This window comes from Comamonas sp. SCN 65-56 (genome assembly GCF_001724135.1).
In the GTDB taxonomy this organism is placed as follows: Bacteria; Pseudomonadota; Gammaproteobacteria; order Burkholderiales; family Burkholderiaceae_C; genus Comamonas_C.
Genome location: NZ_MEDS01000008.1, coordinates 205,323 through 230,669 on the forward strand (window position 1 = coordinate 205,323; position 25,347 = coordinate 230,669).

At 66.1% G+C, this 25,347-nt stretch carries 21 protein-coding genes, 1 tRNA gene and 2 pseudogenes; 12 read left to right on the forward strand and 12 right to left on the reverse strand.

All coding sequences use genetic code 11. The features are described 5' to 3' along the window. Nucleotides 1-136: 136 nt before the first annotated feature. The gene (locus ABS45_RS06235; protein WP_291554177.1) at nt 137-862 is read left to right on the forward strand and encodes an alpha/beta hydrolase; all 726 of its coding nucleotides are present in this window, start codon (nt 137-139) and stop codon (nt 860-862) included. A 42-nt stretch (nt 863-904) separates the two neighbouring features. On the opposite strand, the gene ABS45_RS06240 is transcribed toward ABS45_RS06235, so the two are convergent. From ABS45_RS06240 to polA, 6 genes are all read right to left on the reverse strand, one after another. Next, nucleotides 905-1,690: a ZIP family metal transporter gene (locus tag ABS45_RS06240; protein WP_291554179.1), complete on the reverse strand. Its 786-nt coding sequence runs from the start codon at nt 1,688-1,690 to the stop codon at nt 905-907. Between the two features lie 46 nt (nt 1,691-1,736). Beyond that, the gene (locus tag ABS45_RS06245) at nt 1,737-2,624 is read right to left on the reverse strand and encodes a dienelactone hydrolase family protein (protein ID WP_291554181.1); all 888 of its coding nucleotides are present in this window, start codon (nt 2,622-2,624) and stop codon (nt 1,737-1,739) included. Between the two features lie 104 nt (nt 2,625-2,728). Next, on the reverse strand, nt 2,729-3,034 hold the full coding sequence (locus tag ABS45_RS06250) for an AzlD domain-containing protein (RefSeq protein ID WP_291554183.1): 306 nt from the start codon (nt 3,032-3,034) through the stop codon (nt 2,729-2,731). Then, complete coding sequence (locus tag ABS45_RS06255; RefSeq protein WP_291554185.1) at nt 3,031-3,699, reverse strand: AzlC family ABC transporter permease; 669 nt, start codon at nt 3,697-3,699, stop codon at nt 3,031-3,033. Before ABS45_RS06255 ends, ABS45_RS06250 begins: the two co-directional genes overlap by 4 nt. A gap of 244 nt (nt 3,700-3,943) precedes the next feature. Beyond that, nucleotides 3,944-4,264: a BON domain-containing protein gene (locus tag ABS45_RS06260; RefSeq protein ID WP_291554187.1), complete on the reverse strand. Its 321-nt coding sequence runs from the start codon at nt 4,262-4,264 to the stop codon at nt 3,944-3,946. A gap of 127 nt (nt 4,265-4,391) precedes the next feature. Next, nucleotides 4,392-7,166, reverse strand: coding sequence for a DNA polymerase I (gene polA, locus ABS45_RS06265; RefSeq protein WP_291554189.1), 2,775 nt, complete (start codon nt 7,164-7,166; stop codon nt 4,392-4,394). A gap of 54 nt (nt 7,167-7,220) precedes the next feature. Here polA and ABS45_RS06270 point away from each other — a divergent pair, with 54 nt between their 5' ends. The 5 genes from ABS45_RS06270 to ABS45_RS06290 all read left to right on the forward strand — a co-directional run bounded on the left by ABS45_RS06270 (nt 7,221) and on the right by ABS45_RS06290 (nt 11,265). Further along, a complete protein-coding gene (locus tag ABS45_RS06270) occupies nt 7,221-8,429 on the forward strand; it encodes a serine hydrolase (protein WP_291554191.1) in 1,209 nt (402 codons plus the stop codon). A gap of 32 nt (nt 8,430-8,461) precedes the next feature. After that, nucleotides 8,462-8,776, forward strand: a complete 315-nt coding sequence (locus ABS45_RS06275) for a hypothetical protein (protein ID WP_291554193.1) — start codon at nt 8,462-8,464, stop codon at nt 8,774-8,776. 40 nt (nt 8,777-8,816) lie between these two features. Next, entirely contained in the window at nt 8,817-9,767 is a 951-nt protein-coding gene (locus tag ABS45_RS06280; RefSeq protein WP_291554195.1) for a homoserine kinase, read from the forward strand. A 58-nt stretch (nt 9,768-9,825) separates the two neighbouring features. Further along, on the forward strand, nt 9,826-10,620 hold the full coding sequence (locus ABS45_RS06285; protein ID WP_291554197.1) for a BPSS1780 family membrane protein: 795 nt from the start codon (nt 9,826-9,828) through the stop codon (nt 10,618-10,620). 81 nt (nt 10,621-10,701) lie between these two features. Then, nucleotides 10,702-11,265, forward strand: coding sequence for an NAD(P)H-dependent oxidoreductase (locus ABS45_RS06290; RefSeq protein WP_291554199.1), 564 nt, complete (start codon nt 10,702-10,704; stop codon nt 11,263-11,265). 6 nt (nt 11,266-11,271) lie between these two features. Here ABS45_RS06290 and ABS45_RS06295 read toward each other — a convergent pair. From ABS45_RS06295 to ABS45_RS06305, 3 genes and pseudogenes are all read right to left on the reverse strand, one after another. Beyond that, nucleotides 11,272-12,209 (reverse strand): annotated as a pseudogene (locus tag ABS45_RS06295) (urea transporter). Nucleotides 12,210-12,236: 27 nt separating this feature from the next. Then, on the reverse strand, nt 12,237-13,580 hold the full coding sequence (locus ABS45_RS06300; protein ID WP_291554203.1) for a chloride channel protein: 1,344 nt from the start codon (nt 13,578-13,580) through the stop codon (nt 12,237-12,239). Between the two features lie 9 nt (nt 13,581-13,589). Further along, a complete protein-coding gene (locus tag ABS45_RS06305; RefSeq protein ID WP_291554205.1) occupies nt 13,590-15,968 on the reverse strand; it encodes a UvrD-helicase domain-containing protein in 2,379 nt (792 codons plus the stop codon). A gap of 167 nt (nt 15,969-16,135) precedes the next feature. Between ABS45_RS06305 and ABS45_RS06310 the strand changes: the two genes are divergently transcribed. The 3 genes from ABS45_RS06310 to ABS45_RS06320 are packed head-to-tail and all read left to right on the forward strand — an operon-like array spanning nt 16,136 to nt 18,861. Continuing rightward, a complete protein-coding gene (locus ABS45_RS06310; protein ID WP_291554322.1) occupies nt 16,136-17,080 on the forward strand; it encodes a YncE family protein in 945 nt (314 codons plus the stop codon). 9 nt (nt 17,081-17,089) lie between these two features. Next, entirely contained in the window at nt 17,090-17,908 is an 819-nt protein-coding gene (locus tag ABS45_RS06315; RefSeq protein WP_291554207.1) for a polysaccharide deacetylase family protein, read from the forward strand. Continuing rightward, on the forward strand, nt 17,905-18,861 hold the full coding sequence (locus ABS45_RS06320) for a sterol desaturase family protein (RefSeq protein ID WP_291554208.1): 957 nt from the start codon (nt 17,905-17,907) through the stop codon (nt 18,859-18,861). Before ABS45_RS06315 ends, ABS45_RS06320 begins: the two co-directional genes overlap by 4 nt. A 15-nt stretch (nt 18,862-18,876) precedes the next feature. On the opposite strand, the gene ABS45_RS06325 is transcribed toward ABS45_RS06320, so the two are convergent. Further along, on the reverse strand, nt 18,877-19,941 hold the full coding sequence (locus tag ABS45_RS06325; RefSeq protein ID WP_291554209.1) for a tyrosinase family protein: 1,065 nt from the start codon (nt 19,939-19,941) through the stop codon (nt 18,877-18,879). Nucleotides 19,942-20,562: 621 nt separating this feature from the next. Between ABS45_RS06325 and ABS45_RS06330 the strand changes: the two genes are divergently transcribed. Beyond that, complete coding sequence (locus tag ABS45_RS06330; RefSeq protein ID WP_291554210.1) at nt 20,563-21,540, forward strand: GMP reductase; 978 nt, start codon at nt 20,563-20,565, stop codon at nt 21,538-21,540. Between the two features lie 4 nt (nt 21,541-21,544). On the opposite strand, the gene ABS45_RS06335 is transcribed toward ABS45_RS06330, so the two are convergent. Next, nucleotides 21,545-22,420 (reverse strand): alpha/beta hydrolase, encoded by an 876-nt coding sequence (locus tag ABS45_RS06335; protein ID WP_291554212.1) that lies wholly within the window; start codon nt 22,418-22,420, stop codon nt 21,545-21,547. A 77-nt stretch (nt 22,421-22,497) separates the two neighbouring features. On the opposite strand from ABS45_RS06335, the gene ABS45_RS06340 reads away from it, so the two are divergent. Continuing rightward, a tRNA-Lys gene (locus ABS45_RS06340) sits at nt 22,498-22,573 on the forward strand. Between the two features lie 153 nt (nt 22,574-22,726). Continuing rightward, nucleotides 22,727-23,953: a multidrug effflux MFS transporter gene (locus ABS45_RS06345; RefSeq protein ID WP_291554213.1), complete on the forward strand. Its 1,227-nt coding sequence runs from the start codon at nt 22,727-22,729 to the stop codon at nt 23,951-23,953. Nucleotides 23,954-23,965: 12 nt separating this feature from the next. Here ABS45_RS06345 and ABS45_RS06350 read toward each other — a convergent pair. Continuing rightward, nucleotides 23,966-25,335, reverse strand: a pseudogene (locus ABS45_RS06350) (GGDEF domain-containing protein). Between the last annotated feature and the right edge of the window lie 12 nt (nt 25,336-25,347).

A 25,347-nucleotide genomic window follows, 5' to 3' on the forward strand; every position in this document is an offset into this window, starting at 1 on the left:
TTCGAGGCTGGACCCCGTCAATAGGGAAAAACCTGATCCCGAGGCTGCGTTTTCGCGGATAGGGCGACGTACTTCCGATAGTCAGCGCCCGATGCTGTTCCTACCATCGGTGCTTTCAACACGAAAAGAGCATTTCATGCGGTACATACTGGTTCACGGGAGCTGGCACACGGGCGAACTCTGGGGGCCTGTCGCGGCGCTGCTGCGCAACGTCGGCCACGAGGTGCATACCCCGACCGTAGCGGGACATGGGCACGGCGCGGACAAAAGCGTGAACCATGCGCAGTGCACACAGTCGATCGTGGATTACATCGTGCAGAACGACCTCAGGGATGCCGTGCTTCTGGGTCACAGCTATGGCGGCACGATTGTTTCCAAGGTGGCCGAGGCGGTGCCCGAGCGGCTGCGCCGCTTGATCTACTGGAATGCCTTCGTGCTCCAGGATGGCGAATCACTGCTGGACAATGTGCCGCCGCATTACCGGGCGCTGTTTGGCGATCTGGCCCGTGCCAGCGGTGACAACAGCGTCACCTTGCCCTTTCCCATCTGGCGCGAGGCCTTCATCAATGACGCAGACCTGGAGACCGCCCAGCGCACCTATGCCTTGTTTTCATCCGAGCCTTACCAACCTTTCGTGGACAAGCTCGATCTGAAGCGATTTGCCACGCTGCAGATTCCGCGCAGCTATATCTCATGCACGGAAGATACGGCCCTGCCCCAGGGACCGGAATGGGGCTGGCACCCGCGCATGTCCAGCCGGCTGGGGCTGTACCGGCTGGTGCAGCTGGCTGGCAGCCATGAGGTGATGTTCACACACCCTGACCGGCTTGCAGCCGCCATTGATGCCGCGGGGCGAGACTGACTGGTACTGCGATGCACTGTGCGGATGTCCTGTCCACAGGCGTCAATGCGCATGGTGCGCCAGGCTCCTTACCAGCATCACCGCACCCATGCCGCCCAGCAACCAGAGGATCTGCACCACGGCCTGTGCCGCCGACATGCGCCGCTGCAGCTGCGGGATCAGATCGGCCAGCGCGACATAGATGAAACTGCTGGCGGCAATGACCAGGAAATACGGCAAGGCGGCCTCCCAGCGGCCGACGATGTAGTAGCCCGCCACGCCGCCCAGGGTCGTAACCGCGCCGGCCAGCGAGACCTTGAGCAAGGCCGCGCGGCGCTTGCCCTGGCGCAGCACGACAAGGTCGCCCACATGGTGCGGCACCTCATGCGCCAGCACCGAGAGCGCCGCCACCAGCCCCAGACGCCAGTCGGCAACGAAAGTCGAGGCGATCATCACGCCGTCGCCAAAGCAATGCAGGCTGTCGCCCGCAATCAGTGCCCAGTCATGGTCATGGTCATGGTCATGGTCGTGTCCATGGTCATGCGGCGCATCGCCATGCGCCCCATGCTCATGGCCGTGGTGCCAGAGCTCGGCCTTCTCCAGAATGAAAAACAGCACCAGGCCGAGCAGCAGCGTGGCAAACAGCGGCTGCGCAGCATGGTCTTCAAACGCCTCGGGCAGCACCGCCATGAACGCGGTGGAAAGCAGCGCACCCGCCGCCAGGCTCAGCAGGTGCTGCGGACCAATGCGCCAGCGTCCATCCATGCCCAGAAGCAGCAGCATGGCTGCCAGCCACACGCTGCCGATACCGGCAGCCAAGGTGGCGCCGATGATTGCTATCAATAACATTGCTGCTTGCGCTTGTGCTGTATGCCAAAGCACCTTATTTTGATACTCAATTGAGCCCGTGCTGCTTGAACCAGGCCAGCGCCCGCTTCCAGCCATCTTCTGCCGCATCCTTGCGGTAGCTGGCGCGGTAGTCAGCGTGAAAGGCGTGGGGAGCATCAGGATAAACCACGAATTGTGCCTCGTTGGCCGGCGCACCCGCCTTGGCCAGGGCTGCCTTCATCTGCTCGATGGTCGCCACGGGAATGCCCTCGTCCTTGCCGCCATACAGCCCCAGCACCGGCGCCTTGACCTGGCCCGCCAATTCCAGCGCCTGCTTGGGTTGCAGAGGGTTGTCCTGCCCCACCAGACGACCGTACCAGGCAACGCCTGCCTTGACCGATGCATGCGCCGCATAGAGCCAGGTGATGCGCCCGCCCCAGCAAAAGCCGGTGATTCCGACCTTCTTTGCGTCGCCGCCATGGGCGCCCGCCCAGGCCACGGTGGCATCCAGGTCGCCCATGACTTGCGCATCCGGCACTTTGGCGATCACCTCGCTCATCAGCTTGGCCATCTCGCCGTAGGACATGGGATCGCCCTGGCGTTCAAAGAGGTCGGGCGCGATCGCGAAATACCCCGCATGTGCCAGGCGACGGCAGACATCGGCGATGTATTCGTGCACGCCAAAAATCTCCGAAACCACCAGGATCACCGGCAGATTCGTCTTGCCCTTGGGCGCGGCGCGGTAGGCGTGTACCTGGAAATTACCCGACGGGTAGCTGACCTCGCCTACCTCCAGCCCATCGGAAGGGGTTTCTATGGCAGTCTGTGCCATCACCGGCAGGGCGGCCGCGGCATAGCCGGCACCCAGCATCAGACCCAGTGCCTTGCGGCGGGATGCCGCGCCGGTACCGGGCAGCAACGCAGCGGCATCGCTGCGCAGATCTTCGTGCAACATGGAAATTTCCCCGGGATCAAAGGAATGAGAGCAGGCCACAACAACAGCAGCCCCTTGAGCCGCGCAGTGTTGCACAAACGCGGACTGATCGCTCCGGCACCGGGCTACATCCCCCAGCGCACCAGCGCAGAAACCACTGCGCCCAACAGCACTACCAGCAGAAAGGGCGCGCGCGCCCAAAGTGCCAGCGCTGCCGCCGCCAGGGCCGCAAGGCGGGCATCCACACTGAGTGCCGTGCCTGCTGCAAAGGTATTCATCACCGTGAGCGAGGCCAGCAGCGCCACCGTGAGCGCACCCGCCACGCGGTGCATGCGCGGGTTTTGCAGCCAGCGCGCGGGCACCGCATAGCCTGCGAGTTTGGTCACGAAGGCAATCAGCCCTGCCACAAGCACCGCCTGCCACAGCGTCATCGTGCATGCCCCCACCAGCCCCAGATCGCGCCTGCGGCAGCCGCCAGCAAGATCGGGATGCCCGGCGCCACCCAGGGGATGGCCGCCGCCGTGACCAGCCCGGCAACCAGTGCCAGCGCCACCGGCTCACGCCCCTTCAGGCGCGGCCACAGCAACCCGAGAAAGGCCGCCACCGCCGCACCATCCAGCCCCCAGGTGCGTGCGTCGCCCAGCGCATCACCCAGCAGCGCGCCCGCCAGGGTAAACAGATTCCATAGCACGAACACGCCCAAGCCCGCCGTCCAGAAGCCCCGTCGCTGCTCAGCCGGTTCGTCCTGGCTCAAAGTCGTCGCCGCCGATTCATCGATCGTGATCTGCGCCATCAGCCACTTGCGCGCGCCGCGTGGCGCAAACAGATGGTTCATTTGCACGCCATAGACGGCGTTGCGCACGCCCAGCAGGCTGGCCGCGCCCACGGCCGCCGCGGCGCTGCCGCCGCCCGCCACCACGCCGATGAAGGCGAACTGCGAGCCACCGGTGAACATCAAGAGGCTGAGCGCCATCGCCTGCCACGTCGTGAGACCCGCCGCCACCGCCAGCGCGCCAAACGAAATGCCGTACAAGCCCGTGGCCACGGCAATGGACAGGCCCATGCGTACGGCGGGCGTGAAGCTGGCAAACCTCACGCCCGACCGAGTAATTTGGGATTTTGAGTTCAATATTTCCGCTCAATGCAGCACATTGCAACCCCCGTGCTCCGCACAAGAGCTCCCAATCAAGCGCATATTGCGGACTCCTTCCCCCTTTGGGGGAAGGCCGGGATGGGGGCCCGCACGCGAACAGCGTGAACCTGCAGGCGCTGCAGGCCCCCTCCCCAGCCCCCCCAAGTGGAGAGGGGGAAACAGCCCTTCGAGACATACAAAAAACAGATCAGGGCTTGACGATCAGGTTGTTGTGCACCGAGCTCACGCCCTTGACGCTGCGTGCGATCTGGGTGGCCACATCCTTTTCCTGCTGTGACTTGGCAAAACCGGAAAGCTGCACCACCCCCGCATCTATCGTTTTGACGTTGATATTGAGCGCCGAGGTACGCTTGTCCTCGGCCAGCTTGGCCTTGACCTGCGCGGTGACGGCGCTGCCGTCCACGTATTGACCGACGGTTTCCTGGTTGCGCGCCACCGAGCAACCGGCAACGAAAGCCAGCGTGGCCACCGAAAAAATCGCGATCGAAACCGTACGCAGCATGTTCATGATTCACCTCTGTTGGTTGTTTGATGATGGAGCGCATCCTGCGGGCGAAAACCCGGCTATCGCCACTCCAGCCAAATATTTTGCCCTTGCCGGCCGTTGTTTGCCAGGCATCGGCACATGTGCCGCGTCAATGCGCCTCTTCCCAGTTCGCCCCCACGCCGACTTCGGCTGTCAAGGGCACCGCCAGCTCGGCCACGCCCGCCATGATGGCCGGCACCTCCTGGCGCACCCAGTCGGCATCGGCCTCGGGCAGCTCGAAGACCAGTTCGTCGTGCACCTGCAAGATCATCAGCACCTCGGGCTTTTCGGCGTCCAGCCGTGCCTGCACCGCCACCATCGCCTTCTTGATCAGATCGGCCGCCGTGCCCTGCATCGGCGCGTTGATCGCGGCGCGCTCGGCCGCCTTCTTGCGCGGGCCGCTGCCGCCATTGATCTCGGGCAGAACCAAGCGCCTGCCGAACACCGTCTCGACATAGCCCTGGCGGTGTGCGAGCGCCACGGTTTCATCCATGTAGCGGCGCACGCCGGGGTAGCGCTCGAAGTAGCGTTCGATGTAGTTCTTTGCCGCCTGTGCCTCTATGCCCAGGTTCTTCGCCAGACCATAGCTGCTCATGCCGTAGATCAGGCCGAAGTTGATCACCTTGGCGTAGCGCCGCTGCTCACTCGTCACCTGATCGACCGCGACGCCGAAGACTTCCGCGGCGGTGGCGCGGTGCACGTCCACGCCATCGTGAAACGCCTTGAGCAGCGCCGCGTCGCCGCTGAGGTGCGCCATGATGCGCAGCTCGATCTGGCTGTAGTCGCAACTGGCGATCACGCGCCCGGGCGGGGCGATGAAGGCCTCGCGGATGCGCCTGCCCTCGGCGGTGCGCACGGGGATGTTTTGCAGATTCGGGTCGTTGCTGGCCAGGCGCCCGGTGACGGCCACCGCCTGCGCATAGTGCGTGTGCACGCGCCCGGTCGCCGGGTTGATCAGCGTCGGCAGCTTGTCGGTATAGGTACTCTTGAGCTTGGCCAGGCTCCGGTGCTCCAGCAGCTTGGCGGGCAGCGGCCAGTCTTCGGCGAGTTTTTCCAGCACTTCCTCATCGGTCGAGCGCGCGCCGGTGGCGGTTTTCTTGATGACCGGCATGCCGAGCTTGTCGAAGAAGATTTCGCCAAGCTGCTTGGGGCTGCCGAGGTTGAAGGGTTGGCCCGCGAGCGCGTAGGCCTCCTGCTCCAGCTCGGTGATGCGCAGGCCGAGCGCATGGCTTTGAGCCGCGAGCTTTTTCGCGTCGATCAGCACGCCGTTTCTCTCGATGCGAAACAGCGTCTCGCTGCTGGCGATCTCGAGCTCGTAGATCGCGCGCAGCTTGTCGCTTTTCTGGATTTGCGGCCAGAGCACGCGGTGCACATCCAGCGTCTGGTCCGAGTCCTCGCACGAATACGCCGCCGCCTTGTCCACCGGCACCTGCGCAAACGGAATCTGTTTGGCACCCTTGCCGCACAGGTCTTCATAGCTGATGCCCGTGCGCCCAACGTGGCGCTCGGCCAGACTCGTGAGGTTGTGCGGCTTGGTCACTTCCAGCACATAGCTTTGTAGCATGGTGTCGTGCGCGTAGCCCCGCACCGTGATGCCGTGGTTGGCCAGCACGTGCCGGTCGTACTTGATGTGCTGGCCGAGCTTGGCGTGCGCAGCGCTCTCCAGCCAGGGCTTGAGGCGCGCAAGCACCTCAGCCAACGGCAATTGGGTCGGCACCTCCAGCCCCTCGTGCGCCAGCGGCACGTAGGCGGCGCTGCCGGGCTCGACGCTGAAGCTGATGCCGACGATGCGTGCCTGCTGCTCATCGAGCGAGGTGGTCTCGGTATCGAGCGCGGCCAGCGGCGCGGCCATCAATTTCGCGATCCAGGCATCGAGCTCTTCCCAGGTCAGCACCACGTCGTAATCGACCTCGCGGCGCTGCGCCTGCACCGCCGTGTGGGTAGCCTGCGCGTCGGCCAACAGATCGGCCTCCGGTAGCGGCGTGCTGGTGCTGGCCTCCTGCTGCACCTGACGCATCAGGCTCTTGAAGCCGAATTTTGAATAAAAATGGGCCAAATCGCCCGTCTGTTCAGCGCGGACAGCTATCGAATCGAAAGCGGGCAGACTGGGTATCTCGGCGCTCAGATCGCAATCGGTGCGCATCGTCACGAGCTGGCGTCCGGTGGGCAGCCAGGCGAGCGCCGCGCGCAGGTTCTCCCCCGCCGCGCCCTTGACCTCGCCCGCGCGCGCCACCAGCGCGTCCAGCGAGCCGTATTCGAGCAGCCACTTGGCGGCGGTCTTGGGACCGACCTTGGTGACGCCCGGCACGTTGTCCACCGCATCGCCCACCAGGGTCTGAAAGTCGATCATCAACGCGGGCGGCACGCCAAACTCGGCCGTGACACCCGCCACGTCACGGCGTTTGCCGTTCATGGTGTCGATGATGGTCACGCGCTCGTTCACGAGCTGACTCAGGTCCTTGTCGCCGCTGGAGATCACCACCTGCATGCCCTGCTCGGCACCGCGCGTGGCCAGCGTGGCGATCACGTCATCCGCCTCCACGCCCGGCACGGCCAGCACCGGCCAGCCGAGCAGTTGCACCACCTCGTGGATGGGCGCTATCTGCGCACGCAAGTCGTCGGGCATGGGCGAGCGATTGGCCTTGTACTCGGGGTAGATCGCATCGCGAAAGGTCGGGCCGTGCGCATCGAACACGCAGGCGGCCCAGGTGGCCGCATGCTCCTTTTTCAGCGCGTGCAGCATATTGATCATCCCGCGGATCGCGCCCGTGGGCTGGCTCGCCGGGTCGCCCGGCACCGCGCGCAGATCGGGCATCGCGTGGTAAGCGCGGTAGAGGTAGCTGGAACCGTCGACCAGCAGCAGAGTGGGAGGGGTGTCGCTCATGTACGCGATTGTGAGGGCGGCAGGGATTTACGATTGCGCCCCCACGGAGATTCCATGAAAACGCTCAAACGCATTCTTCTGTCCCTCATCGCCATCATCCTGGTTGCGGGCGCCATCGGCTGGTTCAGCCTGGACAAGGAAACCCGCGGCCTGCTCGCCACCTTCCCGACCAACCGCAATCTGCTGTTCTGGAGCCAGACGCAGCGCGACGCGGCCTTCCGGGCGATGGACCGCATCCCGCTGCTGGCCAAGTGGCACACCGCCCAGCCCTCCACCCAGCCGCGGCCGCTGCCGCAAGGCAAGCCGCTCACGCTCGGCATGGACCTGGATGCCTTCATGCAGGGCCAGCGCAGCGCCGCGGTGATCGTGCTGCAAGACGGCAAGATCCGGCTTGAGCGCTACGGCCTGGGCTTTGACAAGGATGGACGCTGGACGAGTTTTTCCGTCGCCAAATCCTTCACCTCCACCCTCGTGGGAGCGGCGCTCAAGGACGGCCTCATCAAAAGCATGGACGACAAGGTGAGCGACTACCTCACCGACATGAAGAGCTCGGCCTACGACGATGTCACGGTCAAGCAATTGCTGACCATGACCTCGGGCGTGCAGTGGAACGAGGACTATGGCGACCCCAACTCGGACGTCGCGCGCTTCAACAACCACGTGCCCGAGCTGGGCGTGGATGCACTGGTGAGCTACATGCGCAAGCTGCCGCGCGCCGCACCCGCCGGCACGCACTGGAACTACAGCACCGGCGAGACCAACCTCGTCGGCCTGATGCTGATGGCTGCCATCCACAAGCCCCTGACCGAATACCTGCAGGAAAAAATCTGGCAGCCCGCCGGCGTGGAGCAGCAGGCCACCTGGCTGCTCTCCAAGAGCGGCAAGGAAATCAGCGGCTGCTGCCTGCAGGCGGCGCCCCGCGACTTCGCGCGCATGGGCCAATTCATTCTGGAGGGCGCGCGCGTCAAGGGCCAGAGCATCATGCCCGACGGCTGGCTGAAGGCTGCCACCACCCGGCAAGCCGATATCAACCAGCCCGGGCGCGGCTATGGCTACCAGTGGTGGACCTACGACGACGGCACGTTTGCCGCGCGCGGGATTTTTGGCCAGGGCATCTTCATCGACCCGGCGCGCCAACTCGTCATCGCCGTCAACGCCGACTGGGACAAGGCCGGCGCGGCCAACAACCCGGCGTTCGATGCCCGCGAGGCCTTCTACCAGGCGGTGCGCAAAGCCGTCGATGACGAAGCCGCCGCGCGCTGATACCAGCGGCGCCGCCTACAATCGGCGCCATCATGCGCGCACTCTTTCTTCTTGCCCTGTCGGCGCTGGCCACAGCGGCAGCACTGGCACAAAATCCCAAAGAAAACACCAGCCAGCCCGCCCCAGACAAGGGTGAGCAGCTATCACAACAGGAAGCTGCCGACAGCGACAAGGGCCAGCGCATCGAGCGCATCGTGGTCGAAGACGCGGGCAGCCGCATCGACGAGTTGCGCGTGGGCGGGGAAACCCGCTCGATTACCGTGCAGCCCAAGGTCGGCGGCAAGCTGCCCGCCTACGAGGTACGCCCGAACAACGGCACCCGGGTCTGGAACCTGGGCCGTTTCTGACCCCCTTTTTCTTGCGCTTCGGCTGCGCCGCCCCCGCTCCATGGCCGTCTTCACCCCCGTGTCCGAATCCGAAGCCAGCGCGCTGCTGCGGCGCCTGCGCCTGGGCGAGCTGACCGAGTTGCGCGGCATCGAAGGCGGCATCGAGAACACCAACTATTTCGTCACCAGCACGGGGGGGCGCTACGTCCTCACGCTGTTCGAGCGCCTGAACCACGCGCAGCTGCCGTTCTATCTGCACCTGATGAAGCACCTGGCGCACCAGGGCATTCCAGTACCCGACCCGCAAGGCGATGCGGATGGCGAAATCCTTTTCACCGTCGCCGGCAAACCGGCAGCGCTGGCCACGCGGCTGGCGGGCAGCAGCCAGCTTGCCCCCACGCCAGCGCACTGCCGCGCGCTGGGCGCGATGCTGGCGCGCATGCACCAGGCAGCGCGCAGCTACGAGCGCGAGCAGCCCAATCTGCGCGGCCTGGCGTGGTGGAACGCCACCGTGCCCGAGGTACTGCCACACATTGGCGCCACAGCCGCCGCGCTGCTGCAGGCCGAGCTGGCCTACCAGAACCACATCGCCGAAAGCCCGGAGTACGCCGCGCTGCCGCGCGGGCCGGTGCACGCCGATCTGTTTCGCGACAACGTGATGTTCGAGGGCGATCGGCTCACCGGCATCTTCGACTTCTACTTCGCCGGGGTTGACAGCTGGCTGTTCGATCTGGCGGTCGCGCTCAACGACTGGTGCGTCGCTCTGCCCACGGGCAGGCACGACGCGGCGCGCTTTGACGCCTTGCTCGCCGCCTACCAGGGCGTGCGCCCGCTGACGGCGCAGGAGCGCCGCCTGCTGCGCGCGATGCTGCGCGCCGGTGCGCTGCGATTCTGGATTTCGCGGCTGTGGGATTTCTACCTGCCACGCGACGCGCACATGCTCAAACCGCATGATCCGACGCACTTTGAGCGCGTGCTGCGTGAGCGCGTGATGCATCCGCTCACCCTCTGACACCGCTGCGGCCCCGGCCGCTGGGTTACAGTCGCTCGCGCCTTCACCACCTTCCCGCATGAAACTCAATATCGTCCCGCCTCGCACGGGCTTTCTCTGGGTACGCTTGGGCGTGCGCGTATTCCTGCGCCAGCCGCTGGCGCTCAGCGTCCTGTTCTTCCTGTGCATGGCCTGCATGACGCTGGCCACGCTGATCCCGCTGATCGGCACCGTGCTGGCACTGGCCATGCTGCCGACGGTGACGCTGGTGATGATGGCTGGCGCCGCGCAGGCCCACCTGGGCGAGCGCCCGCTGCCCGCGCTGCTGCTGACGGCGTTTCGCACCGGTCGCGAGCGCATGCGCGCCATGGTCGTGCTGGGGCTGCTCTACGCCGCGGCCTTTCTGCTGGTGATCGCGCTCTCGGCCTTGGTAGACGGCGGCGAGTTCGCCAGCGTCTACCTCGGCACCAAGGCGCCGACGCAGGAGATGGTCGAATCGGCGTCGTTCCAGGGCGCGATGTGGCTGTCGATCGTGCTCTACATGCCGCTGTCGCTGCTGTTCTGGCACGCGCCCGGCCTGGTGCACTGGCACGCGGTGCCGCCGGTGAAGGCACTGTTCTTCAGCATCGTGGCCTGCTGGCGCAATCTCGGCGCATTCATGCTGTATGAGATCGGCTGGCTGGGCGTCTTCATGGCCCTGGGCATCGTCGTCAGCCTCGTCATCACCATGCTCAGCATAGCCGGCCTGGGGCTGGCCGCGGCCACCAGCCTGATGCTCGTCGCAGCCATCGCGCTCGCCGCGATGTTCTTCAGCTCGGTGGTCTTCACCTTCCGCGACTGCTTCGGCGCTCCTGCGGCCGAGCCCGCGGCCTGAACCACCTGCCCCTTTCACACCGCGCAAGCCCGGCTTGCCGGCACTGGTTTTCATCCCTCCCCCTCGCAAGGACGACCTGCCATGCCCCTGAAGCTTCACACCATCATCTGCAGCACCCGCCCCGGCCGCGTCGGCCCGTCGGTCGCGCGCTGGTTCAACGACCATGCGCGCCAGCACGGCGGCTTTGACGCCGAGTTGGTGGACCTGGCGGATTTCCAGCTGCCGCTGTACGACGAACCCGTGCACCCGCGGATGCAGCAGTACCAGCACGAACACACCCGCCGCTGGGCCGGCAGCGTCGCCGCGGCCGATGCCTATGTCTTCGTCACGCCCGAATACAACTACATGCCGCCGCCCACGCTCAGCAACGCGATGGACTTCGTCTACAAGGAGTGGAACTACAAGCCCTGCGGCTTCGTCGGCTACGGCGGCGTCTCGGGCGGTTTGCGCTCGGTGCAGATCGCCAAGCTGCATGCCACCACGCTCAAGCTCATGCCGCTGCCCGAGGGCGTGGCGGTGCCCATGGTGGGCAGCTTGATTCAGGACGGCGTTTTTGCCGCCAACGAGCTGATCGATGCCTCGGCCAAGACCATGCTGGATGAGCTGCTGCGCTGGGCCGGGGCGCTCAAGCCGCTGCACGGCTGAGACTGCTCATGGCCCGCTGGCCCGCATCCCGCGCCACGCCAGCAGAAACACCCAGGTGGTGAGCACGAACGGTGCGGTGAACATCGGCACCCCCAACGGCCCCAGCACGCTGAACGCCGCACCCTGCACCACCGTGGTGCAGACCGCGCCCAGCAGCGCCCAGACCAGCGAAGCGGGCGTCGGCCGCAGAAAGATGCAGCCCAGCGCCGGCGCGGTGAGCGCTGCCGAATAACCCCAGAGACCGTGCAACACCTGCGATGGCTCCGCGCCCCACAGCACGGCCGTGGCGGCGCCCGCCAGCGAACCCAGCAGCGCCAGCAGGGCGCACCAGCGCGAATGCACCGCCAGCGCGAGCACGAAGATCGCACCCGCGGCGGCGTTGTCGACGACAAAGATTTGCGCCACGCCGGCCAGCGCGGCCTGCAGCCATTCGTGGGCCTGCAGCGTTGCTACCGGCGTTTGCGCCTGCACGGCCAGCGCCTCCGGCGCCAGCCCCTGCAACTGCAGCGCCGGCCACTGGTACGCCGCCAGCACCACCATCCAGCCCGTGAGCACAAACGGCGCCGTCAGCACCGCCAGGCGCGCCGGCGCCAACCATTGTTGCAATGCCAGGGTCAGCACCACGGAACACAGTGCTGACAGCGCCAGCATCAGCCACATCAACGGTGATGGCTGTACAAACACCGCAACCGCCGCACCCACCAGCAGGCCGTTGAAGCCATAGAGCCCGGCCTCGCCACCGCCCAGGCGAATGCGGTGGCCACCAGCAGCCCGAGGACAGCGCCGATCAGCACCGTCCAGCCAGCGCCGGTGGCCCACGCCGCCCAGGCGAAGGCCAGCAAATTCAGCGCCCCGCTGAGCGCGTTCTCCATGAACACCACCTGCCCGCTGCCACACAACAGGGCGAGACAGAAGACGCGCAGCGAAAAAGAGGCAAGAGGCATCGTTGGGTGAGGGGTTGACAAGGAGAGTCACGGCCCGCGGCGGCGCTGGCGGCGCGCGCGCCATGGCGCCAACACCACCTCGCGCCACCAGCGCAGCAGGGGCTCGTCGGGCGCGGCGACGATCCAGGCTGACTTGGCATACGCCAGGTGCTGCGCGGGATAGACGCTGCGGTGGCCAATCATCAGATAGGCCGCGACGCAGGCCCCGGCCACATACCAGATCGAGCCGGCGCCAAACAGCTCCACGCCCATGATGAGCGCGGCCACCGGTGTGTTGGACGCCGCCGCCACCACCGCCACCATGCCCACGGCAGCGCCCTGCGCCGGTGCCAGGCCCAGCCAGGGCGCGGCCGCGCTGCCGGCTACCGCGCCGATCACGAACTGCGGCGTGACGATGCCGCCGTAAAACCCCGAACCCAGCGTGAGCGCGACCAGCAGCGCCTTCCACAAGAAACCCAGCGTCGGCACCGCCTCGCCCGCCAGCGCCCTGTCCATCACCGGCAGCGACAGGCCGAGAAAATCCACCGGCGCGACGAGTGCCAGCGCCGCGACCAGCACACCGCCCAGCACCGGCGAGAGCGGCGGCCACAGCCCCGTGCGCCTGTGCAGCCAGGCAAAGGCGGCGCGCACCGCACGCAGCAGCTCGACAAAGAGCAGCGCCGCCAGGCCGCACAGCACGCCAACCAGCACGGTCTTGAGGAACAGCAGCAGCGTGAAGCGGGCCTCGAAGGCGATCTGGAACTCCGGGTAGGGCACGCCCCACCAGCGGCTCACGACAAAGGCGGTGACGCCCGCGACGATGCCTGGAAAGAGAAAGTCATGCCGGATGCGGCCGATCGCGAGCATCTCCACGCCATAGATCGCGCCGGCGATCGGCGTGCCGAAGACGCTGGCAAAGCCCGCGCTCACGCCGCAGGCCACCAGGCGCTTGCGCAGTTCGGCATTCAGCCGCAGCACCTGCCCGACGCCGGCCGCCACACTGGCGCCAATGTGCGAGCACGGCCCCTCCTTGCCTGCCGAACCGCCGCAGCCCAGCGTGACGAGCGCCGCCACCGGCTTGACCCAGAGCGTGCTGAAGGGCATGCGCCCGGCCTGCTCGTTGACCGCGACGATGGGCTCGTCGTGCAAGCTGCCACGACGCTTTTCCCAAGCGTAGTAAAGCAGCAGGCCGTTGGCGAGCCCGCCCAGCGGCAGCAGCACGGCAATCACCCACCAGGGTGCGTCGTACAAATGGCCCTCGGTCTTGAACAACGCGCCCAGAAACACGCTGCACCCGGTGCCCACCAGCGCGCCGGTGGCCATCGCCAGGATCAGCCACTGCACCACGGTGCCCAGCATCACCAGCGGTTCCAGTGGCGAGAGGCGGCGCATGCGGCGGCTCTAGTCGATGAGCGTGAGCTTGGCGATCGCCAGCGCCAGCCACTTGGTGCCGTGGCGGCCAAACGCCACCTGGGCGCGCGCATCGGCGCCGCTGCCTTCCAGCGCCAGCACCTTGCCCTCGCCGAATTTGCCGTGAAACACCTGGGCGCCGGGCGTGATGCCGTGGGCCGGCACCTCCTTGCGCGCGGGCAGCGGGCCGGCGCCGAAATCCAGGTCAAATCGGCCTTTGGCGCTTGTCTGGCGTGCGCTACCAGCTCCCATATTGGAAGTACCAAACATGTTGCGCCGAGGCGTGAGGTGCTTGAGCGCCTGCTCGGGCAGCTCGTCGAAGAAGCGGCTGGCGACGTTGTAGCGCGTCTGCCCATGCAGCATGCGCACCTGCGCGTGGCTCAGGTACAGGCGTTTTCGCGCGCGGGTGATGGCCACATACATCAGGCGGCGCTCCTCCTCCAGGCCATCGCGGTCGGCCATTGCGTTCTCGTGCGGGAACAGGCCTTCTTCCAGGCCGCAGATGAACACCGCGTCGAACTCCAGGCCCTTGCTGGCGTGCACCGTCATCAGTTGCACCGCGTCCTGCCCGGCCTGCGCCTGGTTGTCGCCCGCCTCCAGCGCGGCGTGGGTAAGGAAAGCGACCAGCGGCGAGAGCGTTTCGCCCGTCGGCTCATCGATGGCATCGCCGATGACAGGCGCATCCGGGTCCAGCCCCTGGCTCACCGGGCTTTGCGTCAGCGTGGCGGCGGTTTCATCCACCGGCAGCGCCACCGCATCGCGGCCAAAGCCCTCCTGCATCACGAAGCTCTCGGCGGCGCTCACCAGTTCCTGGAGGTTGGCCAGGCGATCCTCGCCCTCCTTGTCCTGCCGGTAGTGGGCACTGAGGCCACTGTCCTCGATCACCTGCGTGATGATGGCGGCAAGGCTCTGCCCCTGGCTGCGCTCGCGCAGCACATCGATCAACGCGACAAAGCTGCCCAGCTTGGTTCCCGCGCTGCCCGGCACGCTGCTGACCGCATCCCAGAGCGAGCAACCGCTGGCGCGGGCGCTGTCTTGCAGCACCTCCAGCGTGCGCGCGCCTATGCCGCGCGGCGGGAAGTTCAGCACGCGGGCAAAGCTGGTGTCGTCGTGCGGGTTCTCCAGCAGGCGCAGGTAGGCGAGCGCGTGCTTGATCTCGGCGCGCTCGAAAAAGCGCAGGCCGCCATAGACGCGATAAGGCACCCCGGCGTTGAACAGCTGCGTCTCCAGCACCCGGCTTTGCGCGTTGCTGCGGTAGAGCACGGCAATCTGCTGGCGGCTCATGCCCTCGCGCACCAGCTGCTGCACCTCATCGACCAGCCAGCGCGCCTCCATCAAATCGCTTTCGGCCTCGTAAATGCGCACCGGCTCGCCCGGCCCCTGCCCCGTGCGCAGCGTCTTGCCCAAGCGCCGGCTGTTGTGGGCAATTAGCGCGTTGGCGCTATCCAGGATGTTGGAATATGAGCGGTAGTTTTCTTCCAGCTTGATCTGCTGGCCGACCGCGAACTCGCGCACGAAATCCTGCATGTTGCCCACGCGCGCGCCGCGAAAGGCATAGATGCTCTGGTCGTCGTCGCCTACCGCCATCACGCTGCCGTGCGTCACGAGGCGCCCCTCCACCACATCGCCGGCGAGCTGCTTGAGCCAGAGGTATTGCAGGCGGTTGGTGTCCTGAAACTCATCGACCAGGATGTGCATGAAGCGGTGCTGGTAGTGCATGCGGATCGGTTCGTGGTCACGCAGCAGCTCATACGAGCGCAGCAGCAGTTCGGCAAAATCCACCACGCCCTCACGCGCGCACTGCGCCTCATACAGTGCGTAGAGCTCCACGCGCTTGCGCGTCTCGTCATTGGGCGCAGGTACCTGAGCCGGGCGCAGGCCCTCTTCCTTGCAGCCGTTGATGAACCAGGCCACCTGCTTGGGCGGATGGCGTTCTTCATCGACATTGAACTGCTTGAGCAGACGCTTAACGGCCGAAAGCTGGTCCTGCGCATCCAGAATCTGAAACGTCTGCGGCAGGCCGACCAGCTTGTGGTGCGCACGCAGCATGCGATTGCACAAGCCGTGGAACGTGCCTATCCACATGCCGCGCACGCTGATCGGCAGCATGGCGGACAGGCGCGTGAGCATTTCCTTGGCCGCCTTGTTGGTGAAGGTGACGGCCAGGATGCCGCCGGGCGCTGCCTGGCCACTGGTGAGAAGCCAGGCGATGCGCGTGGTCAGCACCCGGGTTTTGCCCGAGCCGGCCCCTGCCAGGATGAGCGAATGCCCCGCAGGCAGCGTGACGGCGGCGAGCTGTTCGGGGTTCAGGTGCGCGAGCAGCGGCGAGGAGGTGGAGGCAGCGCCCAAGGCGCCGTGGTGGGCAAGCATGCGGCATTGTAAAAACCGCACGGGCGCCGCAACCAAGACCCCAGGCGCCCCGGCGGCGCAGTAGACTCGCGCGCCGCGTCGAGGTTTTTGTGCATTCACACACTGCTCTGCCCCCCGTTTCCCCTTCTCGTCGCCAGGTGCTGGCGCTCGCCGCCTCGGGTGGCTGGATGGCCGCCGTGCCCGGCGCCCATGCCGCAGCGCGAGCGCCGGTCCTGGTGCTCAATTCGCAAAGCGGCTCGGTCAGCGTGATCGATGCCAACCGCTGGGCCGAGGAGCGGCGCATCGCCACCGGCAAGGAGCCGCACCATCTGTACATGACGCCCGACGAAAAATCGGTCATCGTGGCCAACGCCGGCAGCGATTCGCTCACTTTCATCGACCCGCGCACGGCAGAGGTACAGCGCACCTTGCGCGGCATCATCGACCCCTACCACCTGCGCTTCTCGCCAGACATGCGCTGGCTCATCACCGCCGCCAACCGGCTCAACCATATCGACTTCTACCACTGGGACGGCACCAACCCGGAGCTGGTCAAGCGCATCCCCACCGGGCGCACCCCCAGCCACCTGTGGGTAGACGCGGGCAGCACCACCGTGTGGTCCAGCATGCAGGACAGCGACGAGCTGGTGGCCATAGACTTGGCGACGCAACAGCTGATGCACCGCGTCAAGACCGGGCCGATGCCCGCCGACGTGTTCGGCACGCCCGACGGCAAGCATCTGCTGGTCGGCTTGACCGGTGGCACCGGCGTGCAGGTGTTTGACATTGCGCCCGGCCAGGCACCCCGGGCCAGCGGCCTGATCCCCACCGGCAAGGGCGCGCATGCGTTTCGGGCGCTGGGCGACGGGCGCCACGTACTGGTGAGCAATCGCGTGGCCAACACCATCAGCCAGATCGACTACACCGCGCTCAAGGTGGTGGCCGAGTTTCCCGCCCCCTCGGGGCCGGATTGCATGGACGTCTCGGCCGACAGCTCGCTCATCATGGTCGGCTCGCGCTGGGCCGGCAAGCTCACCTTGATCGACGTCGCCAAACGCCAGGTCATCACCCAGATCAAAGTGGGCAAATCGCCGCACGGGGTCTGGACGCTGGACCACGCGACGCGCATCTGACGCCCGGCCATGCTGCGCAGAAATGCTCTATTTTCAATAGCTTTTGGCGCTTGTTGGACAAGCGCTAGAGCCGAAAAACACCAAAAATCCAGCGATAACGCCGTCTACCTGAGCTTTGACACCGGGCACATGGGCATCGCCCCCCTGGTGGCCCGGGTGCTGCAACGCCAGCAGGTGCAAGTCACTTTCTTTGCGGCCCACGAACGCACCCGGGAAGGCGATGGCTGCCTGGGCGACTACTGGGCGCCGTGGTGGCGCGAGCGTGCCAGGGAAGGCCATGCGTTTGGCTCACACACCTGGCAGCATGCCGTCTGGCGCGGCGATCTGCCTGCCGCGGGCGGCGAAGCACGCTTTCGCATCCAGCCCACCGCCGGGCCGGATGCCGGCCAACGCCTGGTCTGGACGGCGAGCCAGTACTGCGCCGATATCCGCCATGCCGCGGTGCGCCTGGCAGAGGTCACCGGCGTGCCAACCCTGCCGCTGTACCGCGCGCCCGGTGGCAAAACCTCGGCCGCGCTACTGGCCACGGCCGAGCGCTGCGGCTGGAAGCAGGTGGGCTGGTCACCGGCCGGCTTTCTGGGCGACGAGCTGCCCAGCGAGCGCTATCCGAATCAAGCCCTGCTGCAGCAGGCGCTGAAGACCATCCGGCCTGGCGATGTTCTGCTCGCCCACCTGGGCATCTGGTCGCGCCACGATCCATGGGCACCGGCGGTGCTGGAGCCACTGATCGAAGGCCTGAAAGCACGCGGCCTGACCTTTCACACCCTGCGCGAGCACCCCGCCTGCAAGGACTGGATCGCGCAGCACCGCACCATCGGCCGCACATGATCGATCCGTCCGCCCTCTTCTCGCATGCGCAGGAATGGCTGTTTGAAACGCTGATCGAACCCGTGGCGTTTCAATTCGGCATGGGCAATCTGCTCGAAGACGGTTACACCGCCACTGGCTGGCTCATCGCCGGTCTGTTGCAGATCGCCACGCTGGTGCTCCTTATCGGCCCGGCGCAACGACTCTGGCCCGCGGAACAGGTCAAGGACCGCGCGGCGGTGCGCGTGGACATTCTCTACACCCTGCTGCACCGCCTGGGCCTGTTCAAGCTGGTGATGTTCTTCACGGTGGAGAGCTGGCTCACCGACGGCATAGGCCTGCTGCGCGCCCGCGGCATGCCGACGCTGCACCTGGACGAGCTCTGGCCCGGCGTCACCGATCAGGCCCTGGTCAGTTTTTGCATTTATCTGGTGATCTTCGACTTCATCGGATACCTGGTGCACCGCGCACAGCACCAATGGAACTGGTGGTGGCAGCTGCACGCCGTGCACCACAGCCAGCGCCAGATGACGATGTGGAGCGACGACCGCAACCACCTGCTCGACAGCGCCCTCACCGACGCCATCTTCGTGCTGCTGGCGATCCTGATCGGCGTCGCGTCCTCGCAGTTCGTGCTGCTGGTGGCCATCAGCCAGCTCATGCAGAGCCTGCAGCATGCCAACCTGCGCTGGGGTTTCGGCCGCGTGGGCGAGCGCCTGGTCATCAGTCCGCGCTTTCACCGGCGCCACCACGCCATCGGCATCGGCCACGAGGCGGGTACGCGCGGGCCGCTGAAAGGCGTGAATTTCGGCGTGCTCTTTCCGTGGTGGGACAGCCTGCTGGGCTCGGCCGACTACGCCGGGCAGTTCGAAGCCACCGGCATCCGCGACCAGGTGCAAGCCGGGCGCGACTACGGCCGCGGCTTCTGGGACCAGCAGTGGCTGGCGCTCAAACGCCTGGCGCGCCGGGGCTGAGCGCGCCGGCGCGGCTCAGCCGGCGGCGTAGCGCACGCCCGAATGCGCGGCCAGGTCCAGCACCGAATCGATGCGGACGTCGCCCGACAACAGGTCCAGGCTGGCACCGCTGCCGACATGGGCGTCTTCGGCGCTGCTCGGGTAGCTGGCGCCCGCATGGGCGTCCTGCCACAGCGCCCACAGGCGGTCCACGTTGGCATGGTGCAGGAAGAACACCGGATCGTTGGGCGAGGTGCCCGTCGCCATCTGCCCGCCGATCATCGCGTGCACCGGGTTGTGCAGCGCCAGCTCCAGGTATTTGCGCATGCTCTGCTCTATCCAGCTCTGACGGTTTTCCAGATGCTCCAGGGGCGTCAGCATGCTCTCCATGTAGGGCGCGGCGTCGTAGTCGGCGTAGGCCAGCAGACGGCTGCGCGGCTCGCGCGCCATGTAGTCGTCGATGACTTGCATGCTGTCGGCGTCCAGCCCCTCGAAGGAAAAGCGCCGCGTCAGGCCGCGCCGGCTCAGCGGCGCGGGGTTGATGTCGGCAATACCGTCGCCCTCCGAATCGGCAAACTCGTCGGGCGTCTCGTCAAAGTACGCGCCCATGGGCCACAGCCCTTCGCGGAACATGCCGCTCTTGACGATGAACCTGTCGCCCGCGTCGCCGTTGCCCCCGAGGAAGTCGTCCGTGAAGATGGCGCGCCAGCTGCCCTGCTGCTGCCAGTCCCAATAAGGCAGGGCCATCTGCGCATCGCCCGACACGCGCTGCAGCTCGCGCTCGAAGCGCAGCAGAAACTCACGGTGCCAAGGCAGGAAGGACGCGCTCATGTGCGCGTTGTAGTGCGTGGGGTCCTGCGCAGAGGGAAACGCCCGCCCGTGCAGCTGCACGAAGTAGTCGTAGGCGTTGACCGCCGGGTCGTACGCCGAAGGCCGGCGCTTCATCGCATGCAGCGTCTGCACGTAGCGCTCGCGCTCGGCGTTCGAGAGCTGCAGCACGTCGGGGCGCACGCGCAGCAGCGCCTCGCTGCCCCCGCCGCATCCGGCCAAGGTGCTTGCCAGCAGGCCGGCGCCTGCATACAAAAAGTGTCGTCGCTGCATCGGCGGCTTTCCAGGAAAAAGTGGGATGAAAGATGGGGTGCCGCGCAAATGTAAGCGCACAAGGCTTTGCAAGACCGGCCCAGATTCGTCGCCAGCCCCGTGACGGCCAGACACCGGCCTGACCCCTCCACTGCACCAGACCATTGCCGAGCCGGCCGAAAAGATCGACGCCCACACGAAGCGCCTGCCCGGCCAGGACTCCTTTCCCCTTTGGGGGAGGGAGCAAGACACCCCACCCTCGCCGGCCTGGTGCGCTGGCTGCGCCCCCTGGTTTCAAAATCCGCAGAAATTGCTTCAATCCGAGGAGCTGCTTGCGCAGTCAGAGAAAGCACCAAATGCTGATTTGCATGCTGATAAATAGCTATAACAACAAGAGCGCAAACCCGCACAGCCCTGGGCCGCGCCCGGCCCGTGGCGCTGGCGCCGGGGCTGCGGGCCTGGGGCGCCTGAGGCGGCGGCCAGCAGGCCTCTTGCACGCAAGCCGGTACAATCAGCCACCGGGCCCAAGTTTCTTGACGCCCGGTTTTTTTGCGCCATGCGCACGCAAAAACCGGAACCAAGCCAAGCGCCCAGCCGCCGCGAACCTGCGCGCCGGCCACCCCCTCAACGGAGCTTGGAACCATGGAAATCTTCGACTACGACAACATCCTGCTGCTGCCGCGCAAGTGCCGCGTGGGCAGCCGCGCCGAATGCGACGCCGGCACCGAGCTGGGCGGGCGGCGCTTTCGCCTGCCGGTCGTCCCGGCCAACATGAAAACCGTGGTGGACGAGAACATCTGCATCTGGCTGGCACAGCACGACTATTTTTACGTGATGCACCGCTTTGACCTGGACAACGTCCAGTTTGTGAAAGACATGCGGGCAAAGGGCTGCTACGCCTCGATCTCGCTGGGTGTCAAGCAGGCCGATCGCGACACCGTGGACCGCCTCAAGGCCGAGGGCCTGGCGCCCGAGTACGTGACGATCGACATTGCCCACGGCCACGCCGACAGCGTGCGCGACATGATCGGCTACCTGAAGCAACACCTGCCGCAGACCTTCGTGATCGCCGGCAACGTCGGCACGCCCGAGGCGGTGATCGACCTGGAGAACTGGGGCGCGGACGCCACCAAGGTCGGCATCGGCCCGGGCAAGGTCTGCATCACCAAGCTCAAGACTGGTTTTGGCACCGGCGGCTGGCAGCTCTCGGCGCTCAAGTGGTGCGCGCGCGTCGCCACCAAGCCCATCATTGCTGACGGCGGCATCCGCAGCCACGGCGACATCGCCAAGAGTATTCGCTTTGGCGCCACCATGGTCATGGTCGGCTCGCTCTTCGCCGGGCACGAGGAATCACCCGGCAAGACGGTGGAAGTGGACGGGCAGATGTACAAGGAGTACTACGGCTCGGCCAGCGACTTCAACAAGGGTGAATACCGCCACGTCGAGGGCAAGCGCATCCTGGAGCCGATCAAGGGCAAGTTCGCCGATACGCTCACCGAGATGGAGCAGGATATCCAGAGCTCGATCAGCTATTCGGGCGGCAAGAAGCTGCTCGATATCCGCAAGGTGAACTATGTGATCCTGGGCGGGGACAACGCAGGCGAACACCTGCTCATGTAGGCGCTCAGTAACGCAGCAGGTTCAGGGCGATGCGGTGCACATCGCTCTTCGGGTCGGCCAGCGCGTTCAGGATGGTGAAGTGGTTCAGGCCCTGCAGCACCTGCGCCCGCGGCACATAGTGCGTGCCCCAGGCCTGCTGCACCAGCATGCACTGGCGCTGAAATTCCTCGGATTCATCATCGCCGGCAATGCAATGCAGGTGCGCCTGCGGCGGCGCCGGCAGCAGCGCCGGGCTGCAGCGCATCACCTGCTGCTCGGTCAGGCGCAAGTCCTGCTGCAGCGAGGGCGTATGCATGATGGGCGCCAGATCGTGCAGGCCGGAGATCGACAGCGCCTTGCGCACCAGCACATCGGGCAAGCGGCTCAAAAGCAGCGGCCAGGCGCTTGCCAGCAGCAGCGCGGCGAGATGCCCGCCGGCTGAATGCCCCACCAGCGTGATATTGCCCGGATCACCGCCGTGCTTGTTGATGTTGGACCACAGCCAGGCCAGCGCCTGCTCCAGCTGGCGCACGATGAAGGGAATGCTCACCGGCTGCTCCGGCGTGCCCGGGCACAGCGCGTAGTTGACCACCACGACACAGGCACCGCTGGCGACGAACCCCGGCGCGATGAAGGAATGGTCCGCTTTGTCCAGGGCGCGCCAATAGCCGCCGTGCACGAACACCAGCACGGGCGCGCGCTGCGGCTCACCCGGGAAAATGTCCAGTGTCTCGCCTTCGCGCCGACCATAGGCCACATCCAGGTGGCAAGGCAGCGCTTTGCGCACCGCCGCCGAATCCCGCGCCCAAGCCTGCATGTGCTCCATGTGGTCGGGCACGGCAGCGCGCGTGTTGTACATGAGCTCAAGCCACGCCGGGTCGGCATACCGTGGGTCCTGCATTGCGTGCCCCCTCTCTCTTCGTCGGGCATGCACCCGGAATTCGTGCATAATAGCGAGCTTCGCGTACATCCGTACTCGGGTTCTTAGCTCAGCTGGTAGAGCAGCGGACTCTTAATCCGTTGGTCGTAGGTTCGAATCCTACAGGACCCACCAGTTTCATCATCAAGCCCGCCAGGCAGCAGCTTGGGCGGGCTTTTTTGATCCGCATTTGCCGCCATCGGGGCAAACCGGCGCCAGTCAGCGGTTCAGAGTACAAACACATCCCGGACGTCCCGCGCCCATCCACCGCACAAGATCATGGCACCCATGCACCCTGACGCCCCCGTCGCCTGGCGCGGACCGCTCTGGGCCCTGTCCATCCTGCTCGCTTTGCTGGGCATGCTGGGGCCGTTTGCCATCGACACCTATCTGCCCGCATTCCCGGCGATTGCGGCTGGCCTGAACGCCACGCCGCTGCAGATGCAGCAGACGCTCTCGGCCTACCTGTTCGCCTTCGCCTTCATGGCGCTGTTTCACGGCTCGCTCTCCGACAGCTTCGGGCGCCGCCCCGTGGTGCTCTGGGGCCTTGGCATCTTCACTCTGGCCTCGGCCGGTTGCGCGCTGTCGCCGACGATAGGTTGGCTGGTGTTCTTCCGGGCGCTGCAAGGCCTGTCCGCCGGCGGCGGCATCGTCGTGGCGCGCGCCGTCATACGCGACCTGTTCCCTCAGGCACAGGCACAGAAGGTGATGAGTCAGGTGACGATCTTCTTCGGCATCGCACCGGCCATCGCACCGATGATGGGGGGCTGGGTTTCCGAGCACCTGCCGTGGCAGAGTGTGTTCTGGCTGCTGACGGTGATTGCCGCGCTGCTGCTGCTGACCAACTGGCGCCTGCTGCCCGAATCGCTGCCGCACGAGCGGCGCCAGCCGCTGCACCTGGGCCACCTGATGCGCGGCTACTGGCAGCTGGGCACCAATCCGCGCTTCGTGCTGCTGGCGCTGGCCAGCGGCGTGCCGTTCAATGGCATGTTCCTCTACGTGCTGGCGGCCCCGGCGTTTCTGGGTGAGCACCTGCATCTGCAGCCGGGCCAGTTCTTCTGGTTCTTCCTGCTGAACATTCTGGGCATCATGGGCGGTGCCTGGCTGAGCGGGCGCATGGCCGGCAAGGTGGCGCCCAAGCGCCAGATCCGCCACGGCTTCGTCATCATGCTGGCGATGGTGCTGCTGAACCTGGGGGCCAATCTGCTCTTCACGCCGCATGTCGCATGGGCGATGCTGCCAATCTGCATCTTCTCTTTCGGCTGGGCGCTGATGGTGCCGGTGATCACGCTGCTGGTGCTCGATCTGGTACCCACGCGACGCGGCATGGCGTCTTCGCTGCAGGCCTTCGTCGGCTCGACCGCCAACGGCTTTGTGGCCGGGGTGATTGCGCCGCTGGTGATGCATTCCACGGTAGCGATGGCTGCGGCATCGCTGCTCATGATGCTGATCGGGCTCGTGGCCTGGATCTGGCTGCACCACCGCTGGCCCGAAATCGGGCGCACCGTCACCTGACTGCCGTCGGGTTCAGCGCTGACGCCGGTCGGTTCCGTGCGATTCGTAGTAGCGCGCCTTGGCCTCGTACATGGCGATGTCGGCCTGGTGGACGGCGGCGCCGACGGCTGCTCCATCCCACGCCACGGCCACGCCCATCGCGAGGCTGAGCAGCTGCCCCGGATAGAACTGGTTGTTGAGCTCCTGCAGGCTCGTCACATGCTCCATCACCGCCTGCGCCGCACGCTCATCCGCACCCGACAGCAGAACCGCAAACTCATCGCCGCCGATACGGGCGGCGCAGCCGCTGCCGCCCACCGCCTTGGAGAGCACTTCGCCCGCCCGGCGCAGCAAGGCATCGCCCGCCACATGGCCGTGGTCATCGTTCACCGCCTTCAGGCCATTGAGATCGATAGCGATCACCGCCACCGGCCACGGCCCCTTGCGCGTCAGGCGATTGAGCTCTTCGACGTAATAGGCGCGATTGCGCAGGCCGGTCAGCACGTCGTGCTTGCCCAGATACTCCAGATAGGCCTCGGCAAGGGCTCGCCCGCCAGGGTGTAGTTCACCACCTCGCGCTGCTGCACCAACTTGCCGTCCCACAGATCCAGCAATTGATCGGCAAACGTCTCCAGCGCCTCGTCGCGGAACACCGCTGCCAGCTGCGTGTACAGCGCTTGCTTGTCTGCTGCGCCAAACAGGTGCAGCGTGGTGCGATTGACGTCCACGACACGGATTTCGTGCAGGCACTGTTCGACGAATTCCGGATGCACCTTCAGAAAGGTCTTCAGATCCGTGATGCCGCGCTCGCGCAGGTTGTCGAGCAGGCGCTTGATGGCGCTGAAATCCTCCACCCAGAGTGACACTGGCGAATGCTCGAACAGCAAGCGCGCATGGCGTTCGCTTTCCTGCAGCTGCACACGCGCACGCTCCTGCACCGTGTTGTCTTCCAGCGAGACCAGCACCCGATCCCAGCTGGCTTCATGCCCAGGCAGGATGCGCCCACGGATGAAAACATCCAGCCGCCTGCCATCAAGTGCATAGTTCACCGTCTGATTGGAAAACTCCAGCGCGCCGCCCCAGAGCTGGCGCAGTTCGGCAATCGCCGGCTCCAGCATGTCGTCGCGAAAAATGCGGTCCAGCGACGCCTCCAGCGACGCCTGGTCCGCAGCCGCGAACAGCGCCAGGGTTCTGCGGTTGACCTTGAGGATGCGGATCGCCGCACCGTACTCGCGCACCCGCTCGGGGTGCCCACGCAGGAACGCCTGCACATCGACCACGCCCTGGTTCTTCCAGCGCTGCAGCAGGGCCCGCACGCCGCTCCAGTCTTCCAGCCAGAGAGACACTGGAGCCAAGTCGAACATATGCTCAAAATCAGCGGCCGAAGACAAGGGGTTGGACATGCACGTTCTCCA